General features: G+C 40.7%; 17 protein-coding genes and 2 pseudogenes. 16 read left to right on the plus strand and 3 right to left on the minus strand.

The genetic code is table 11. The features are described from left to right. Position 1: 1 nt before the first annotated feature. Positions 2 to 958, plus strand: a complete 957-nt coding sequence (locus ACYQ2D_RS17070; protein ID WP_459786324.1) for a hypothetical protein — start codon at positions 2 to 4, stop codon at positions 956 to 958. Positions 959 to 1028: 70 nt separating this feature from the next. Next, positions 1029 to 1883 (plus strand): hypothetical protein, encoded by an 855-nt coding sequence (locus ACYQ2D_RS17075; protein WP_459786325.1) that lies wholly within the window; start codon positions 1029 to 1031, stop codon positions 1881 to 1883. 168 nt (positions 1884 to 2051) lie between these two features. Here ACYQ2D_RS17075 and ACYQ2D_RS17080 read toward each other — a convergent pair whose 3' ends face one another. From ACYQ2D_RS17080 to ACYQ2D_RS17090, 3 genes are all read right to left on the minus strand, one after another. After that, on the minus strand, positions 2052 to 2261 hold the full coding sequence (locus ACYQ2D_RS17080) for a DUF6219 family protein (protein WP_459786326.1): 210 nt from the start codon (positions 2259 to 2261) through the stop codon (positions 2052 to 2054). Between the two features lie 63 nt (positions 2262 to 2324). Further along, positions 2325 to 3974 carry a relaxase/mobilization nuclease domain-containing protein gene (locus tag ACYQ2D_RS17085; RefSeq protein WP_459786327.1) on the minus strand — a complete coding sequence of 550 codons (1650 nt, stop codon included), beginning with the start codon at positions 3972 to 3974 and terminating at the stop codon, positions 2325 to 2327. Next, complete coding sequence (locus ACYQ2D_RS17090) at positions 3961 to 4338, minus strand: plasmid mobilization protein (RefSeq protein ID WP_459786329.1); 378 nt, start codon at positions 4336 to 4338, stop codon at positions 3961 to 3963. Before ACYQ2D_RS17090 ends, ACYQ2D_RS17085 begins: the two co-directional genes overlap by 14 nt. 600 nt (positions 4339 to 4938) lie before the next feature. On the opposite strand from ACYQ2D_RS17090, the gene ACYQ2D_RS17095 reads away from it, so the two are divergent. The 14 genes and pseudogenes from ACYQ2D_RS17095 (at position 4939) to ACYQ2D_RS17160 (ending at position 18862) form a co-directional block, all read left to right on the plus strand. After that, positions 4939 to 5784, plus strand: a complete 846-nt coding sequence (locus ACYQ2D_RS17095; protein WP_187558427.1) for a helix-turn-helix domain-containing protein — start codon at positions 4939 to 4941, stop codon at positions 5782 to 5784. Beyond that, complete coding sequence (locus ACYQ2D_RS17100) at positions 5774 to 6688, plus strand: DMT family transporter (RefSeq protein WP_187558428.1); 915 nt, start codon at positions 5774 to 5776, stop codon at positions 6686 to 6688. Before ACYQ2D_RS17095 ends, ACYQ2D_RS17100 begins: the two co-directional genes overlap by 11 nt. Then, positions 6672 to 7094 carry a DUF2000 domain-containing protein gene (locus tag ACYQ2D_RS17105; protein ID WP_118699244.1) on the plus strand — a complete coding sequence of 141 codons (423 nt, stop codon included), beginning with the start codon at positions 6672 to 6674 and terminating at the stop codon, positions 7092 to 7094. The genes ACYQ2D_RS17100 and ACYQ2D_RS17105 overlap by 17 nt, the downstream gene beginning before the upstream one ends. A 346-nt stretch (positions 7095 to 7440) precedes the next feature. Beyond that, entirely contained in the window at positions 7441 to 8133 is a 693-nt protein-coding gene (locus ACYQ2D_RS17110; RefSeq protein ID WP_187558429.1) for a response regulator transcription factor, read from the plus strand. Next, entirely contained in the window at positions 8130 to 9161 is a 1032-nt protein-coding gene (locus ACYQ2D_RS17115; protein WP_459786330.1) for a sensor histidine kinase, read from the plus strand. Before ACYQ2D_RS17110 ends, ACYQ2D_RS17115 begins: the two co-directional genes overlap by 4 nt. A gap of 12 nt (positions 9162 to 9173) precedes the next feature. Continuing rightward, a pseudogene (locus ACYQ2D_RS17120) lies at positions 9174 to 9401 on the plus strand (ABC transporter ATP-binding protein); the annotation flags it as partial. Between the two features lie 326 nt (positions 9402 to 9727). Then, positions 9728 to 9865 carry a hypothetical protein gene (locus ACYQ2D_RS17125; RefSeq protein ID WP_155512674.1) on the plus strand — a complete coding sequence of 46 codons (138 nt, stop codon included), beginning with the start codon at positions 9728 to 9730 and terminating at the stop codon, positions 9863 to 9865. A 4-nt stretch (positions 9866 to 9869) separates the two neighbouring features. Then, positions 9870 to 10985, plus strand: coding sequence for a DUF6017 domain-containing protein (locus tag ACYQ2D_RS17130; protein ID WP_055056112.1), 1116 nt, complete (start codon positions 9870 to 9872; stop codon positions 10983 to 10985). A 33-nt stretch (positions 10986 to 11018) separates the two neighbouring features. Then, positions 11019 to 11195, plus strand: a pseudogene (locus ACYQ2D_RS17135) (helix-turn-helix transcriptional regulator); the annotation flags it as partial. Beyond that, positions 11192 to 11734, plus strand: coding sequence for a hypothetical protein (locus ACYQ2D_RS17140; RefSeq protein ID WP_117689839.1), 543 nt, complete (start codon positions 11192 to 11194; stop codon positions 11732 to 11734). The pseudogene ACYQ2D_RS17135 and the gene ACYQ2D_RS17140, both read left to right, overlap by 4 nt. Before the next feature lie 33 nt (positions 11735 to 11767). Then, a complete protein-coding gene (locus tag ACYQ2D_RS17145) occupies positions 11768 to 12694 on the plus strand; it encodes a ParM/StbA family protein (protein ID WP_117688059.1) in 927 nt (308 codons plus the stop codon). Between the two features lie 16 nt (positions 12695 to 12710). Beyond that, complete coding sequence (locus ACYQ2D_RS17150) at positions 12711 to 13127, plus strand: hypothetical protein (protein WP_117688060.1); 417 nt, start codon at positions 12711 to 12713, stop codon at positions 13125 to 13127. 13 nt (positions 13128 to 13140) lie between these two features. Next, a complete protein-coding gene (locus tag ACYQ2D_RS17155; protein ID WP_155512673.1) occupies positions 13141 to 13293 on the plus strand; it encodes a hypothetical protein in 153 nt (50 codons plus the stop codon). Positions 13294 to 13423: 130 nt separating this feature from the next. Continuing rightward, entirely contained in the window at positions 13424 to 18862 is a 5439-nt protein-coding gene (locus tag ACYQ2D_RS17160) for a SpaA isopeptide-forming pilin-related protein (protein WP_459786332.1), read from the plus strand. Positions 18863 to 18908: the final 46 nt, after the last annotated feature.

The following is an 18908-nucleotide window of genomic DNA, read 5'->3' on the forward strand; positions in this document are numbered from 1 at the left end:
GATGGCTTCAGTTTTATTTTCTAATATTGAAGATGGTATGTGTTCTTTGATTATAGACGGAGAAGAATTTATTGAAGAAGAAGGAAGAGCAGTTATTCCGAAGGCTGTATTGAAGCAGTTGCAGATTGAGGACATACCAGATGATTTAGAAATTGAGGTATGTGAGTCAAAAGATTCGTCAATGATAACGGTATCTGTCCCTATGAGTTTTATAAAAATTGGTAGGAATGAATTTCAGGTTATTTATGATGAACTTATAACCAGAAAATATTGGGATGGCTCAATAGGTCTTAAATTATATATGGAGACAAAAAAGGAGATTATCGAAGAACGTTCAAGAGAAGTAGGAGATGTTTTGCTGGAAAGTTATGATGATGATGGGGCTTATATACATTTAGTTTATAGTACGAAAATATATGTCGATGATATAGACGAATTATTGAGTGATATGGAGCAAGTATACGGTGAAATAGAAGGGGCAACTGATATTACGCTAGGATCTCCATTTGAGAAAATAGAAAATTGTGAAAAAGAAAATGAGTTTACTGTTAAGATATTACTTCCATTACTTAGAAAACTGGGGTTTGTAAACGTAAAATACAATCATGGAAACAAAGAATTTGGAAAGGATATTACATTTGCACGACGAACAGAGTTTGATGATTACGAGTATTATGGTGTTCAGGTAAAATATGGAGATGTTTCTGGTGGGGCACAGGGGCAGATTAACGAATTGATTCAACAAGCGAAGGATTCATTTTCAATGCCATATTATGATGTATATTCAAGAGCAAAGGTAAGAGTATCTAAAGTTATTATTGCTATTTCCGGAAAGTTTACACAAAATGCAGTGGAAAAGATAATTGAAGGTATAACGGAATATCCAATGAAGAATAATTTGATTTTTCTTGATGGGGAAAAGATTGAAGGTTTAATGAGTAAATACAATAGATTTTGATAATTATTTGAAGTTGTTATTATATATAATGCACAGATGATATACAAAAGGCAAATAAGGAGCATATTTAATGAGAAGAGTAGAACTTGATTTTTGGAATCCTGGATTATTACTTAAAGGCATATCGCAGGTATATAAGGTGTCAGAAACTAGCATTATTCAGTTGATGACGGAATTTGGTGATCAACAGGATTTCCTGTCAGCTTTTTTTGAAAGATATAATATTTATCCAGATGTTCATAGCCTTGATGGAGTGTTTGTTAAGTGCAAATTGATAGGCAAATATCCAGACAAAAAATTGTTAGAAACAATGGGCTTAATGTCTCTTAAGGAGTTACTTAAAAGGGAAGAATCTTTTTTGGTACGTTTCTTGAAAAGAGAAGGTATTCACATAGATGTAGATAAATTGACATTTCAGTTACATGAAAAGGTAATTAAAATTGATTCTACAAGTAATTTAGGAAACAAGTTATGTCATGATAACGGAGAGATTGAAGCGTTTTATTATGCAGCGTCAGAAAATGATATGATTGATTATTCAGTTGTTAAGCAATATCCAGAAATCTTGTATACAATAGACTCGTTTGTAAGAAAAAATTTTGGAGAGCATAGTTGCCTTGGAAATAAGTGGAGTGAGCTGGTAACCGGATTTGATATGATTTCTTTTTATGTCAATTTGAATGACATTACATATATTAATGGATATTCAGAAGAGTGGCGAGAAGTTTTGCCATATGAAGAATTTTATAAAGGTATATATCCAGACACAGATTCGTATCCTAAATTATTATATATGAACCTATGGCTGCTGAATATTGGAATGGAATGTTTGCGTGGTGAGTTGTATAGCGAATTTTGTTTAGGCATTCGCAATGATGTTGTGATACCGTATAAAGAATTACAAATTACACACTATGAAAAATAAACAAGATGAAATTAGGTTAAAGTAAGATTAGAGAATAAGAATGTTTTTTGAAAAAGAGGCTCCTGTATGATTTATCTATTTTATAGAAGGAGTCTCTTTTAATGTATACAGTATATAGCTATTAAGTGTATGAATAGAAAAGAGAGTTCATAGAGAGAATTTCTCTGATTATTCAGAAAATTTCTCAGAAACAGGCTCTTTCTTTTTTCTGGATTTACCAGAAATCATTTTATGACCGGAGTAGATAGCCATAATCATACAGAGGAGAGAGCTGCAAGCAAAATATTTGTGAGCTGATTTCATGTTTTTATAGCCGGTATAAAAGGTTCCAATCATGGCTGCCAATGCACCAAGTGACCAATATTTATGTGCTTTCATTTGAATATACCTCCTGCGTTTTTTATATAATACCTCTTTTTAGAAAGCATGAAAACAGGAAATTTATAAATTCTGCTCTTTCTCAATTTGCTGTTCCTGCTCGTGATTCTTCCCAAGGATCATATCAATATTGGCAGACACGGTACGAAACTCCCGTTCATAATTCCGGCGGTTAGAAAAATCTTCCCGTTGCATATTTCGCAATTCAATAAGTCGGTCTTTTTCAGCATAGAGGGCTTTCATGGAAGGCAGCTTATTTCCGACAGATTTTTCTTTCAGTGTTCGGAGAGCTGTATCATAAAGAGAAAGCTCTGCTCGGTGTTCTTCGTAGAATTTATCCTTATTGCGGCTCTTGCGGTAGTCGGCATATACGTTTTTGTATGCAAGGTACTGTCCAGTAAAATGTATTTGCTCGTTCACATCTTTAAGTTGCTGTTCTGTATCCCTTAAAGATTTTCTGGCGGCACTGGTCTGATCGGATGCCTGGTCAAGTGCAATATGGAAATCTTCAAGAGAGTCATATCCATGTTCCTGTATGTAGGCAACAGTCTGAGCCATCTGCTTCAAATTGGTGAGCTTTACTTTTTGAGCATAGGCTTCACTCTGCTGTGCTTTGATACAGGTCTGCAAATCTATCACAAGTCGGAGATTTGATTTTATGAAAATGAACGGTACAGGAATATCGGGAACATCAGGAGAAAGTGTCGTCTGCAAATCTTTTGTAGTATTTGGAATTTGCGGTTCTTTAATTTCCATTTTCCTATCAGAGAGCGATTTTGAATTTTCCTTAAATGCCTGTAATAGAAAATCCTCTTCATATCGTGTTCCGAGATTTCGTCCAGTGATATATTTTTTTCTGCTTGGATGAAGATAGCTGTATCGGTTACGGCTGATCTTGAAGATGATATGATATTTTTCATCAAGGATTTTTGCAAACTCTTCTGGTGATTTGGCGGTGCTTGCAACATCGTCAATAGCATCCCGGAGAAACTGTTTCTCTGTCTGGTAACGAGTTTCTTTTGGTGTGATTCCATCTTCTTTCATTTGCTGATTCAGCTTATCTAATTTTTCCTGTCCCCGGCGTTGTGCCCAGTATTCTTTTTCGGTGATTTTTCTTTCAGCAGGAGTGAGCAGATCAACTTGGTGCAACCCTTCTTTTTTGCACATATCCATGACTTCCTGTTTTAGATGGGCAAGATAGGCAGTACTTAGATGATGCTTATATCCGGCTTTTGATTCACAGTCAAATTCCATATAGGGTTCTTGTGGTATATCATATTTACGGAGACTGTTAATTACGATATGCACATGGATGTTTCCACTTTCGTTATGACCGTCGGTATGAGTGCAGACTAAAGCCTGATGACCGGGAAAGTTTTTCTTTGCAAAAGTCAATCCGAGTTGCTGGGCACGTTCACCGGTCAATCCACATGCATCCCTGTCTTTTGGGTCGAAGCTGATGATATAGTGATGGGATTTTATTTCATTGAAGTTTTTGTTCTTGTGATAGTAGCTGTTCAGTTCCTGACATTCAGATGCAAAAGAGAATGGATTACAGTTCAGACCGTCCAGATAATATTCTTCTCTCAATATCATATGCCCTTCTTCATCAAGAATCGGTTTTTGTGTATACTCGTTGTGTTGGAAGATAAGATACCGTTCCGATTCTCCATAGTCAGAGTTTTTGCTTGCGATGTGTTTAATTACTGCCACGAAAATCACCTGCCATTTTCATTACTTCATATTTCATTTCATAAATATCCCGGAGAGACTTTCGGATTTCATTTCTCATTTCCGAAGAGAGGATTCCACCCTGATTAAAATATCGGGCAATCTGATTTAGGTTGCTGCCGATCTTACCAAACTCACCGATTAGTTTTTTAATCTGATCGACATCAGCAACAATTTCAAATCGTGCATTTACCTTTCCTTCCATGGTTTGAGTTCTCATGTATTCTGAAATATTCATTTCTGCCTGTGCTGCTACATTTTCTATGATAGAAAACTCTGTATCTGTCAGGCGGATGGTTACCCGGTGTTCTCGTTTCATGTCTGTTTCTTTTTGTGGTCGTGTCATTCAATGCTCCTTTCTGGTATAAAGGTTCCGTAGGAAAAATAGAAAATTCACAGTAAGCTGTGAAAGCAAGTGATGAAAAAGCATCACGCTGTGACCATGCAAATGGGAACCAATACACATATCTTTGGTTGTGGTCGAGGGTATGGGGAAACGAAATCCCCATCAAGTTGCAAGGCAGAAAAAATCCCGTAGGGGTTTTTGTCTGACATTGCGAAACTTGCTCTAAAAATGATTGCTTTATATATAAGCCAATTTACACAAAAAAAGGAAAAGAGTAGTTCAAATATAGAATGTTTTTTGAATAAAATTTGATTATACTTGATATTATGCTTACTGGCTCCGAAAGTCCCGCAAAGAGGCGTATGGGCAAATGCAGATGCCGCCAGCCGCCTCATCTTCAGAAATCACGTATACTGAGAACCATGTTCCGTTAAACAAACAGGAAGAACTGCTACATCCCTTACAGGAATGCTCATATGCCATAAAGTAACAACAAGAATTTGATAGATAGCATCCCTGCAATTCCGAATTTTGAAGATATTTTACAAGCCTTATGAAAATCCAAATGATACAATGAGTGTTGGAAAGGAGGAATAGCACATGAGAAAAGAAATAAAGACGGTAGTCTATGATGATGAACTTCGTTTGGAAGCCTACCGTTTTGAAGGTGTTGTGCAGCCGTTTCCCAACCATTTCCACGAATATTATGTGATAGGTTTTGTAGAAGGCGGAGAACGCTGTTTATCGTGCAGAAACCAAGAATACACAATCGGCAAAGGCAATGTCATTCTGTTCAATCCGGGCGATAGCCATGCGTGCATTCAGACAGATGACGGTACATTGGATTACCGGGGATTTAATATCACAAAAGAAGTCATACTGGATTTGGCAGAAGAAGTCACAGGGAAACGGGAACTGCCGGGATTTTCGCAAAATGTAATTTGTGATGAAGAAATCACTTGCTATTTGCGACCACTCCATGAACTTGTAATGAACGGTTCGCTTGAATTTGGAAAAGAAGAAAGTCTGCTTTTCATGTTGTCGCTGCTTATTCAACGATACGGACAGCCTTTTGAAGAGTGTATTCCCGAATGTCGGGAAGAAATCGAACAAGCCTGTGCTTTTATGGAGGAACACTTTACAGAACGCATTTATTTAGACCAGATATGTTGCCATGCTGGATTAAGCAAATCTACCTTGTTACGGGCTTTCACCAAATCAAAAGGAGTCACTCCTTATTGCTATTTGGAAAATATCCGTATTGGAGCAGCAAAAAAATTGTTAGAGCAAGGAGTGGCTCCTATTGAAGCAGCTTTGCAGACGGGATTTTCCGACCAAAGCCACTTCACAAATTACTTTAATCGTTTTATTGGTTTAGCTCCCGGTGTTTACAGGGAAATATTTCTGAAAGGCGATGGGACGGGAGGTGAACAACATGGCGAATAGTACAGCGAAAGGTCATTTGGCGGCCTTGATTACTATTCTGATTTGGGGAACAACATTTATCTCCACAAAAGTGCTATTAGTAGATTTTCAACCGATAGAAATATTGTTTTTCCGATTTTTGATGGGATTGTTGGCTTTGTTGATTGTCTATCCCCACCGATTGAAAGGAACGACAATTAAGCAAGAGAGTGTTTTTGTCGCAGCGGGCTTATGTGGAGTGTGCCTATACTATTTGCTGGAAAATATCGCCCTTACATACACAATGGCTTCAAATGTAGGCGTGATTATTTCAGTTGCGCCCTTTTTTACAGCCATCCTGTCTCACTTATTTTTGAAGCAAGACGAAAAGCTGCGAGCAAATTTCTTCATTGGATTTATTGTTGCAATGCTGGGAATTGGGTTAATCAGCTTTAATGGTGCTTCCTTGCAGCTTAATCCTATCGGTGATTTATTAGCGTTGCTGGCTGCATTTCTATGGGCGTGCTATTCTATTCTCACAAGGAAGATCAGCAGCTTTGGCTACAATACGATTTTGACAACCCGGCGAGTGTTCTTTTATGGCATCCTGTTTATGATACCGACGTTGTTTCTGTTTGACTTCAAATTGGATTTGAGCCGGTTCGCAAACATGACCTATCTGCTGAACATTCTGTTTTTGGGATTAGGAGCGTCTGCGCTTTGTTTTGTTACATGGAATTTTGCTGTAAAAATATTAGGAGCAGTTAAGACGAGCATTTGCATTTATCTAGTTCCTGTTATAACCGTAGCAGCTTCGGTTCTGATTATTCACGAACCCTTTACATGGATAACAGGGATTGGAACTATTTTGACATTAGCAGGGCTGCTTATTTCCGAAAAAAAGCATATAAGAAAAGAGGTTGAAAGTAATGGATTTACAGAATGAAAAATGCGTTATGGTAATTGATGAACACTTGCCATTGGGGATTATAGCAAATACGGCAGCAATTATGGGAATTACATTAGGAAAGAAAATGCCGGAAGTAGTTGGTGCAGATGTTACCGACAAAACAGGAAATGATCATTTAGGCATTATTGAATTTCCTGTTCCTATTTTAAAAGGTAATGCCGAAAGCATAAAGGCAATCCGTGAAAGACTTTATGAACCAGATTTTTCCGATTTAACAGTAGTTGATTTTTCCGATTTGGCACAAGGCTGTAAAACCTATGATGAATTTATAGAGAAAATGAAAGAAGTATCTGAAATTGATTTGAACTATTTAGGAATCGCAATTTGCGGTTCAAAAAAGAAAGTAAACAAATTAACAGGTAGTATGCCACTACTGCGATAGTTTGGATAGCAAAGCCAGTTGAGCCAGTCAACAGTCAAGAATTATAGATGAAGTCAGAGAATAAAAGTATACATTTCGTTTCATCGTATAGAGAATGAAATCAAAAAAGAATGTAATTATTAAAACAAAACACCGTCAGTAATTACGAGCTGGCGGTGTTTCCTTTATCGGCTGTCTCTGTTAAAGGATTTCTTTCTCTGCCTGAGAGCAGACGGGGCGTATGAAGCACCGAGTACGGCAGGGATTCTATGCAGGGTGGCAAAAAATCATTAAATCTACGGAGATGTAACATTCTGCGGACATTTTCCTGTTATACTATTTGTAAAAAAGCGAAGGAAGTGAGGATATGAAGCAGATTTTAATTGTCGAGGACGACAGTTTTTTAAATAAGATGTTGACCTATAACCTGACCGCAGACGGCTACGAGGTGACTTCTGTTCTAAACACCAGAACCGCAGCCGATGCCATCCGCCAGCGGGAATTTGATTTAGTGCTGCTGGACATCAACCTGCCGGACGGTAACGGGTTTGAACTGTGCAAGTTAATCAAGCCTCAGTACCCGGACACCATTGTGATTTTTCTGACTGCCAACGATCAGGAGAGCGACCAGATACGGGGCTATGAGATGGGCGCAGTGGACTACATCACAAAGCCTTTTGTGATCGGGGCATTGCAGCGGAAAATCAAAGCCATGTTCGCTATGCTGGAACACCATAGACCGGCAAAAGATATTTACAACGACGGACGGCTGTTTCTGGACTTTTCGGAGCAGACGGCTTCTTTGAATGGAAATCCCCTGATTTTATCTCCAATGGAGTACAAAATGCTGAACCTGTTCCGTAAAAATCCTAGGCAGGTACTGACTCGTGGACAGCTTTTGGAAAAACTGTGGGATATAGATGAGAAATATGTGGATGAACATACTTTGACAACCGCCATTAGCCGACTTCGCAGCAAAATCGAATCCGATTGCGGAGCACCTTATATCAAGACCGTGTATGGTATGGGATATCAATGGACGGGAGGTGAGATAAAATGAAGTATAAGAACCTCTCGGTAAAGAAAATGTTTGGGTGGGTGGCACTGGGGCTTATCCTCTCCATGTCCGGAATCACCATAACCATGTTCCTTGTGACAAAACAGACGATAGTTCTGCTGACAGGTGGGGCATTGCTGCTGTGTGCATTTGCAGGAATTTTCGTATTGACGCAGGCGTTTGGAAAGCGGCTATCACAGTTTACCGCTGAGCTGTGCCAGACCTTAGACCACATGATTGCCGGGAATGAAGCACCAAAACGCCCAGAGGACAGCGAAACCCAGCTTGCAAGGATTGGACACCGGCTTGCAAGGCTTTATCAGATTATGCAGGAAAACCGCCGTCTTGTGGACGAAGAACGGCAGGAGTTACAGGCTCTTGTATCAGATATTTCCCATCAGGTGAAAACACCGGTAAGCAATCTGAAAATGGCGACGGATACTTTGCTGGAGAGGCCCATGCCTGAGTCAGAGCGTATGGACTTTATCAGGGGAATTCGCAACCAGACGGATAAGCTGGACTTTCTCCTTCAGGCTTTGGTGAAAACTTCACGGCTGGAAACAGGTGTAATTCAGTTGGACAAGAAACCGGGCCGACTTTTTGACACCGTGGCACAGGCTATGAGTGGAATCGTGTATGCGGCGGAGAAAAAGAAAATTGCCGTGTCAGTGGACTGCCCGGAGAATTTGACTATTTCCCATGACAGCAAGTGGACGTCCGAAGCTCTTTTTAATTTGCTGGACAATGCGGTGAAGTATACTCCGGCAGGTGGGAAAATTACGGTATCAGTGGTACTGTGGGAAATGTATGTGGAGATCAAAGTAGCCGACACTGGAAAGGGTATTTCTGAAAGCAATCAGGCGGCTATTTTCCGGCGATTCTATCGTGAAGAAGAAGTACATGAACAGCAGGGCGTGGGCATTGGTCTGTATCTGACCCGGGAGATTGTAACGAGGCAGGGCGGCTATATCAAAGTAGTTTCAGAGCCGGGCAAGGGTTCAGAATTTTCCATTATGCTGCCGACAAAATAGAATGAGGTTTCAATGAAATTTTTTGACAGCTGTAACATTTTGCGGACATTTGGACTTTACAATACCCTTATCAACAGGCCGAAAGCCTTGAAAGGAGTTTTGAATATGAGCGTTTTACAAACCATTGACCTGAAAAAGTATTACGGCACAGAGCCAAACATTACCCGCGCCTTGGACGGTGTAAACTTCTCCGTAGAAGACGGCGAGTTTGTGGCTGTTGTGGGAACATCCGGCAGCGGTGATTATGTTAAAATAAGACTAAGTTAGCAGATTCCTTATAAAATAAGGGCTCACGCCAATTTAGTTTTTTTTCTATTATACCATAAAAGGTAGAAAATTCATAGACCGGGAATGAATTTTTCATAGTAAAAATCAAATGGCAGGGGCTCTTAAAGATAGAAACCTATTGCTACTGGTCCTGTCAAAATTATATCCATTCTCACAGGCGGTCAAGTTTGTGAAAAACCATTCGGTTACAATATATTGAAAAAAATATGTTAAGGACTAGGTTAGTTAAAAGATTCTGTTAGCTGGCTTAGTCCTTTTTTTCTTGGGAGGACAGAGCAATGATAAAGGTGATTATGATTGTTGGAATAATTTTTTTCCTCGTTTCGTTGTATGCGTGTCTGGTGGCAGGCAAAAGAGCAGATGAAGAAATAAGTGCTTTATTTGAAAAAGAAAAGAAGCAGGGGAGTGAGGAATAAACGTATGAATGGAGGTATTTATAGCACTGGAAATGAAATTGTAGATGAAAATGCAAAACTGAATATATCTGGAAATATCATTCCGCAGGTGTGGTATCGGACAATCATCAGAGAAAGTGGAAAGCCAAATCTAACAGCTATTATTATACTGGCAGATATTGTGTACTGGTATAAGCCTACAGAAATCAGAGATGAAGGAACCGGACAGGTCATTGGGGTAAGAAAGAAATTTAAGTCAGACCTTCTTCAGAGAAGTTACCAGCAGATCAGCGAACAGTTTGGGATTTCCAAAAAAGAAGCGACAAATGCAGTGGTATTTTTAGAGAAGCTGGGTGTGGTAAAACGGGTATTTAGAACCATTTCCATGAATGGGATTGTTGTAAATAATGTTCTGTATCTGGAATTGATCGTAGACCGGTTAAAAGAATTGACTTATCCAGAAGAAACAGGAGCAGATCCGGTTTCCTTTGAAAAAAGAAGAGAGAAATCCAAAGCAGAGAAAATCAGTTCCCATACAGCCATAGAGGAAGAGATACATTTTGTAGAAGAGAGGGCTGTCCCTTTCCAAAGGAAGAGGGTGTCACCATTCAAAGAGGGAGCATACCCCGACAGGGAAACAGAGCCCTGGATACCCAAAGAGGTACCTCAGACTGATAGCGGGCAGACAAATACAGAGATTACTACAAAGACTACAGCAGAAAGTACCCAAAAGAATACAACAGAAATAGGGAATGGGTATAGAGATAATCCTATCTTATCCTATCAGGCAGCAGAAGAACAGTTCAAAGATCAGATTGATTATGATGCGATATGGATAGACAGACCTTTTGACAGAAAACTGCTCAATGAGATTGTAGGGCTTGCAGTAGATGTTTTGACGTCCAATGCAAAGACCATAAGGGTAAATCAGGAAGAACGACCTCTTGGCATTGTACAGGGAATGTATAAAAAGCTGGATAAGTTTACCGTAGAGTATGTGATAGACTCAATTAAGCAGTGTACAAGGAAAGCCAATAATATCCGGGCAGTGCTGCTTACCGCTTTATACAATGCCACATTGACAGCAAACAGCTATATATCCAATCTGTTTGCTTATCAGGAAGCTATCCCTCAGACGTAAGGAGCGTGATAGAAAGTAACAAAATTAAGAAAATTCAGGACAGCTCATGGATATACACAGATAGAACTTGCGGCTGTCTTGGGTATCAGTCTTCGGACGTATCAGAGGATTGAATACGGACAGCAAAAGCCCAATGTCTATGTAGTTGTCCGACTTCAGCGGTTATTTCAAAAAGATATTAGTGAGATTATGGAGGAATATACAGAATGAGGGAAGAAAGGTTTCGTATTCAGTGCCCCAAACATTTTCTGGTTGGAGATTCAGGGCGTTTTGAAAAATCTCCACAGGGTAAGGATTCGGATTTTGTAGTAGATTATGCTCCACCGGAAATGTTTGAAGCCGGGATTGTCTTACAGGAGATGGGGACGGAGGGAGATACCTATTGCACAATGTATGTCTATTTTGCACCAGAGGAACACCTTCCTGTTTATATGGACAGCATGAAATACGACCTACAAAAAGTATCCATTCGGAAAATTTTTGTTGATACCGAGGAATACCTCATAAAAGTAAATGAGAAGACAAAAAAGTTTTATGCGGGTGAGGACGGTTGTTGGGGTTCCTATACGGAACTTTACCGGAAAGAGAATGGGGAACGTCTGACTGATGCAGTGATTGTTTTTCTGTGTATGCCAGATGAAATGAAGTTTCAGGAAATGGAAGCTGTGATGGGGGAACTGTTTGAAAAACTTCCTGTGATAGACAAAGAAAAGAAAGAAACAGGTCAAGAACCAAAGAGAACAAGATAAAATACAAACTATAACTTTCAGGAGGATAAGAACGTGGAAACTAAAATGATTATTGGAATTGATCATGGAAACCGTAACATGAAAACTGCAAATACGGTATTCTCAGCAGCAATCCAGCCTTTGCAGGCAAGGCCGGACAGCCTGGAGCACATTTTGGAATACCAGAACCAGTTTTATTATGTGGGAGGGAAAGTGCCGGAAAAGGAGTGTGTGGATAAGACAGAGAATGAAAATTATTATCTTCTTACCCTTGCAGCACTGGCGCAGGAAATGCGTTTCCGGGGATTGACAGACGCTTCCGTAAAAATGGGAGCTGCCCTGCCGCCCAGAAGATTTCAGCAGCAGAAAGAAAGTTTCAAGAAATATCTGTTAAAGACAAAGGAACTGCATTTCCGTTATGAAGGGGTACATTATCATGTGTCGTTGGAAAATGTGTTTGTTTTTATGCAGGGGCATGTGGTGATCCATACGCTTTTAGAAGCGGTTCCCGGTTATTGCCTTTTAGTAGATATTGGTGGAGGAACTACCGACCTGGTAGAGTTTGTTGACGGAATGCCGGACGGGAAGTATTCGATTTCAGATAAGGCAGCTTTGTACTGTATCGGAAAAGTCAATGAGGAAGCCATTGCCAAAACAGGGGCAGGGGTACCGGCATATATTACAGAAGCATTTATGAGGACAGGAAGCTATGACTGCCCGAAGCAGTATCAGGACGTCATAAAAAACTGTTTGAAGTCCTACGCAGAGGAAATTTATGGTATCATACAGGCAAACCATTATAATCTGGATCTGACCAAAATGGTGTTTATGGGCGGCGGTTCTTCCATTGTGGAGCATTTTGGAGCCAATGAGGGAAAAGATGTACAGTTTGTAACAGATATACATGCCAATGCAAGGGGCTGTGAAGAAGCAGTGAAAAGTATTATCCGGGCAAAACAGAGGAAAATGCGGACAGCATGATAGGAAGTGAAAACTTATGGATACGGAAAAAGTATATACAACTTCACTGCGGCTGTATAAAAGCAGACCGGTACATCATCAGGCTTATCGGTATCTGAAGGAGTATAACAAAGATATTTTCAAGACAAAAGACGACTTTATAGCAGAAGCAATCGTTTATTTTGCCAAGTATCTACAGCAGGAAGAAGAAGTACAGCAGATGAAACTATTAAATACCCTTCTGGAGAACCAGAAAGAACAATTTTGTAAAATCGTAAAAGAAGCGGTTTCAATGGCACAGGAAGAAGCCTTTGAGAAGCTAGGTGTGCTGGAAAAGGCAGTTCAGGGAGAACTTTCTGACGGTGGAGCGATAGCAGAGGACAGGGAAAAGGAAGAAGCCTGTATGGAAAAAGATTTACGGTTTGCGGAATTTTATGGGGCATTTGAAGAATAAGGAGGAAAAAGATATGGCAGTAGGAAGAAGTGTATGGGAAGTTGTAAAAGGGATTTTCATTGCAGTGGGGAAACTGCTGTATCTGACAGGGAAACTGGTAATATGTTTGTTTCTGCTGGTTCTGCAGCTTGTTTTGGCAGTGTTCCATGCAGGGAGCAGGGAATAGAAAGGGGATTGACAGGTGCATTGGATACGGGACAGACCGTATACAAATGATAGAAAAAAGAAGATAGAAAATGGAAAGCAGGCTTGTGTGGCCTGCTTTTTTTGACGAAAAAATGAAAAGGAGCAAAGCTATGATGAAAGGAAAAAAGAAAAGGCTGCTGGCTGGGACGCTGGCACTTCTTCTTAGTTGTTCTACGTTACTCAATACAGGGATCACCGCACTGGCTTCTGAACAGTCTGAGGAACATGCACAGATACAGGAAGTAAAACAGGAGGAGGCTGCTTCGGAAACATTACCGGAGTTGGAAGAGATAAAGGAGCAACTGACAGAAGAAGAACTGGTGTATGCAGAGGACCTTACCATAAAAGCAGGAGAGCCCTTTGACCTGGAAACAGATTACAGGGGTTTTCAGAAAAATGATGAAAAAGTAAAGGTAACGTTTCTGAAAGCAGAAGGGGACTCCGGCAATTCTTTTGATTTCAATACCCCAGGTTCTTACCAGGCATTTTATTGTGTTGATCCGTTAAGCGGAAGCCCTTCCTATCAGATTATGAGAAGAATTGTGGTAGAAGCAAGGGAAAACAGCACACAGGAACCCCAGGGAGAAGTAAGCCAGCATACCGAAGATGACTCCGGTGAGGACGGTGAGGCGGACCCTGACCCGGAGATACCGGAGGTACTGACGGAAGAACCGGAAATGCCAGATGCAGGGGCAGAGTTGATTGATCTGACACCAAAAGAGGATAAGGGAATGTTCTTATCGGTTGTTCCGGCAGCAATGGAGCAGCAAAAAGGAAGCAATGTACATCTGGTACAGGGAGAAAAAATCCCATACCCTTCTAACGTGGGGAACTATTCTACTTCCTATTTCACTGTAAATGGCCATGTAGCATATTGTCTGGAGTCTATGAAGGCTTCCCCGCCGACCTCGGATTATGTAGCAAATGAATTTGAAAGCAACCCGGAATTGCAGAAAGTCCTTTATTATGGATATGGCGGTCCTGGGGACATTACCGGGGAGTATATGCCCTCTTTTGACTGGAAGACAAAGTATATTTTTACGCATTTAGCTGCCGCTTATTCTTATTGTGGCATGGACGGTTTTTATGGCTGTACCTTTGAAGATATTAAGGCAAGCGGTGTGTGGGGATATATCCAGCATATTTACAGCCTGGAAGCACCTCCGACAGCAGCAATCACGTTGTCCCCAAAGGAAGCAAAGGCTTATGAAAGTGGAAAGGAACAGCGTACCGGGGAGTTTACTTTAAAAGGTGACCATAGAAACTATATTACTTTAAAAATGCCAGAGAATGTGACTTATCACAGTGGAAGTACAAAACAGACAGGAACCGTAAAGATCAATGGGAATACCACATTCTATTTCAGCGCTCCCAAAACTGTAACGGGTACATGGAACAGCGGTAAGCTGAAAGGACAAATGGGAACCCAGTGGAAGACCTTAGTATTGTCTACGGGTTCTGGTTCCCAGGACATTGGGTATGGGGCATTTTTTGAAGAAGAAAGTGCTTCTGTGGAATTTACGGTGAAGTGGCTGGACCTGGCAAGGGTAAAGGTAACAAAAAAAGATAAGAACAGTAAAGTAAATCTGTCCGGCGCTGTTTTTGGTATTTATTCAGACAGTGCATGTAAAAATCTTCTTGTGCAGATGCCGGCCACAGACAGCAACGGTACTTCTGAGGTGGAGCTTCCGAAAACCCAGGATACGGTATATTTAAAAGAAATTTCTGTTCCAGAAGGATATAAGCTGAATACAGAGTCTTTTAATGTGAAGCTGGAAACAGGAAAAACAACTTCTGTTGCAGTGACGAATGAGGAACAGAAAGGAAAAATCACAATCCGTAAAAAAGGTGAGGTTCTGACTGGAGTAACCGGAGAAGAGGGGAACCTGACTTTTGTATATGGAAATGCGGACTTTGCAGGGGCAGAATATAACATTTATGCGGCAGAGGATATTTACAGCCAGGATAAAGTGACGAAGGTGCATAAAGCAGGGGATCTGGTAGAAAGTCTGACAACCGGGGAAGATGGAAGTGCTGTTTCCAAAGAATTGTATCTTGGAAAATATAAGGTTGTAGAACAGAAAGCACCGGAAAATCTGGTGATTGGAAAAACAGAACAGGAACGTACCCAGTTTGTAACCTTGTCCTATGCAGGACAGAATGTAGAGTTATCCCAGGGGGAAACCACTTTTACCAATGCAAGACCGGAGATTTCCGTAAATGTAGTGAAAAAATCGAAACATGATGACGTTACCCTGGAGGGTGCGACGTTTGGATTGTATGCAGAAGAAGACCTGACAGCGGCAGACGGAAAGGTTCTTGTAGAAAAGGGAAGCCTGGTGGAACGTGCTGTTTCCGACAGGGAAGGAATGGCTGTGTTCCATGCGGATATTCCTTTGAATTTCCATTACAGCGTAAAAGAAATCCAGGCACCGGATAAGTATTATATGACAGATGAGGTGTATCGTTTCTTCTATGAATATAAAGACGACAGCACCTACACATATACTTTTTCTCATGATTTTAAAAATGAGGAAGTACGGGGAGAAGTTCATGTAAGTAAGATTGATCAGGATTCCCAGGGATTTATTTCCCAGGGTGACGCAACCTTAGTAGGGGCAAAATACGGATTATATGCTGCAGAAGATATTGAACACCCCAATAAGAAAGATGGGATTGTCCATAAAAAAGGGGAACTTGTAGCGCAGGGTACGATTTCCAGTGAAGGAACTGTAGATTTCAAAAACCTGTATCTTGGAAATTATTTCGTGAAAGAAATAGAGCCGGCAGAAGGGTATCTGTTAGATGAAACAGAGTATCCCGTAGAGGTTTCGTATGAAGGACAGGAGGTACAGATTGTACACCGGGAAGTAACTGTAAAGGAAACTGTAAAGAAACAGGCCTTTCAGCTTATCAAGATCTCAGAAGACGGGGAGCAGACAGAAACAGAACTGGTAGAAGGAGCTGGATTTAAGGTATTCCTCATCAGTGAGCTGTCTGGTGTAAAAGATGGAAGTTTGAAGCCGGGAAATGGTTCTTATTATACCCCGGAAGATTTTATCACCTATGATTACAGCAAAGACGAAACCGCTTCTTATTGGGAGAATGGTAAAAAGATTACGGTACCAGAGCTGTTTACAGATAAGAAAGGATATTTAAAGAGTCCAGAACTTCCTTATGGAACCTATGTGGTGTTTGAGTCTACAGTTCCGGAAAATTTAAAAGGGATTCGTCCATTTATCGTACAGATTTCAGAAGACAGCCGGGAACCGCAGGTATGGCGTGTGTTTGATGACCGTCCTTTGCAGTATTACTTCAAGATTGTGAAAAAAGATGCCCAGACGCAGAAGCCGGTGCTGGATAACAGTGCAGCTTATAAGATTTATGATGTGGAAGCAGAAAAATATGTGGAAATGATCGTAAGATATCCGAAAAAAGAAGTGGTATCTGTGTTCAGGACCAACGAAGAGGGATACCTGATTACACCGGAGCAGTTAAAATGTGGCACTTACCGGATTGAAGAAGTGGAAGCGCCGGAAAATTATGTACAGGTAGGATTTGAAAATGCCCTCTTAAAAGACGGAAAGGAAGTTCCACTGAATGAAGATGCAGACGGAGGCACATACCAGGAGGCAAAGAAAGCGCCGATCACTATTACCGTAAATTCTGATACCGTACACCAGGTAGAAGAGGAAACCGGTAAATTTATTGTTGTCATTGAACAGTATAATGATGAAGCAGTAGGAAGCCTTACAATCCATAAAAAGGGAGAAAAACTTTCTGGTGCTTCTAAAGTAGAAGAAAAGATCCTGACGAAGATGAAAAACGGTGTAGCAGGTTTTGTAAATCAGGTAAGCAGTTTCTTCACCGGGGAAGAAGTCATGGAAAAAGAGAAAGGTTATAAATTTGACTATGAAGAAGGGAATATGGAAGGTGCAGAATTTGCCATTCATGCAAAGGAAACCATTTATACCCCGGACGGACAGAAAGACGAAGCAGGAAACCGCATTGTAAAATATGAAAAAGATGCCCTGGTAGCCCGTATGGTAACAGATAAAGAAGGAAAGGCAGTCCTGAATAATCTTCCTATCGGAAAATACTATGTAGTGGAAGAAAAGGCAGGTCAGAACTGTGTGCTTGACCCGGAAGCAAAAGAATTTGAAATTGCATATAAGGGACAGGAAGTAGCAGTGGATTATGTAACAATGGAACTTACCAATCAGCGACAGAAAGTTTCCCTGAGTCTTCTGAAGAAAGACGCAGAAACCGGAAAACCGCTGGAAGGAGTGGTATTCGGGCTGTATGCGCAGGAGGATATCAAAAATGCTGCCGGGGAAGTAGTTGTAGAAAAAGATGCCCTGATTGAACTGGGAACAACAGATGAAGAGGGCAAGCTGGTATTTCAGGCAGATCTTCCTCATGGAAAATACTATATTCAGGAAGTAGAGCATAAGCCGGGATACCTGCCAAATGATGAGGTGTATTCCTTTGATGCGTCTTATACAGACCAGACCCTTGAACTGCTCGCTTTTTCAGAAGAAATTTCTAATCAGCCTACCATTACGGAGTTTGCGAAAGTAGATTTAACCGGTGGACAGGAAATTGAAGGTGCAAAAATGCAGATTTTAGATCAGGACGGAAAGGTGGTAGAAGAGTGGGTATCTAAGAAAGAACCCCATGTAGTCTATGCATTGGAACCAGGAGAATATGTACTGCATGAAGAGCAAGCGCCTACGGAACAGGGATATGTCCGGGCAGAAGATGTGAAATTTGTTGTGGAAGAAACAGTGGACGTACAAAAAGTGAAAATGGAGGACGACCATACCAAAGTTTCAATTTCCAAAACAGATATTACAGATGGTAAGGAGATTGAAGGGGCGAAGCTGCAGATCCTGGATCAGGACGGGGAAGTGGTAGAGTCCTGGACCACAGGAGAAGAACACCTGATTGAGTATCTTCCGGTAGGCACTTATACCCTGCACGAAGAGGCGGCAGTTGACGGATATATTGTGGCCAATGACGTGGAGTTTACAGTAGAAGAAACGGGAGAAATTCAGAAAGTGAAGATGGAAGATGAGCGTGCTATGGGACAACTGGTTATCGTAAAAACGGATACAGACAGTAAAGCAGCTTTAGAGGGAGTAGAATTTGTTCTGCTGGAAAAGGAAACCGGAGAAGAAGTAGGACGTTTGAAGACTGGAAAAGATGGAAAAGCAGTTTCAGAACTACTTCCAATTGGAACTTATGAAAATGGTGTTTTCAAAGAACCGATCACCTATGTGCTGAAAGAAACTGCCACTTTAAAGGGATATGAGAAGACGGAAGAAGAGTGGGAAATCGTATTTACCTATCAGAATGATAAAACACCAGTTATTGAAGTGGTAAAAGAGATCCAGAATAAAAAAATACCAGAAACACCAGGTACCGTAAAACCAGGACCAAAAACGGGTGATGATACAAACTGGTTCCTGCCTTTGCTGGCTCTTGGTGTAAGTGCAGGTATGGTAGCAGGCCTACTTTATTACAGAAAAAGACATAAAAAGGCATAGGAAATAAAAATCAGTTTTTAAACTTGGGAAAGGGCAGCTGCGGCTG

Source organism: Blautia stercoris, assembly GCF_054657695.1.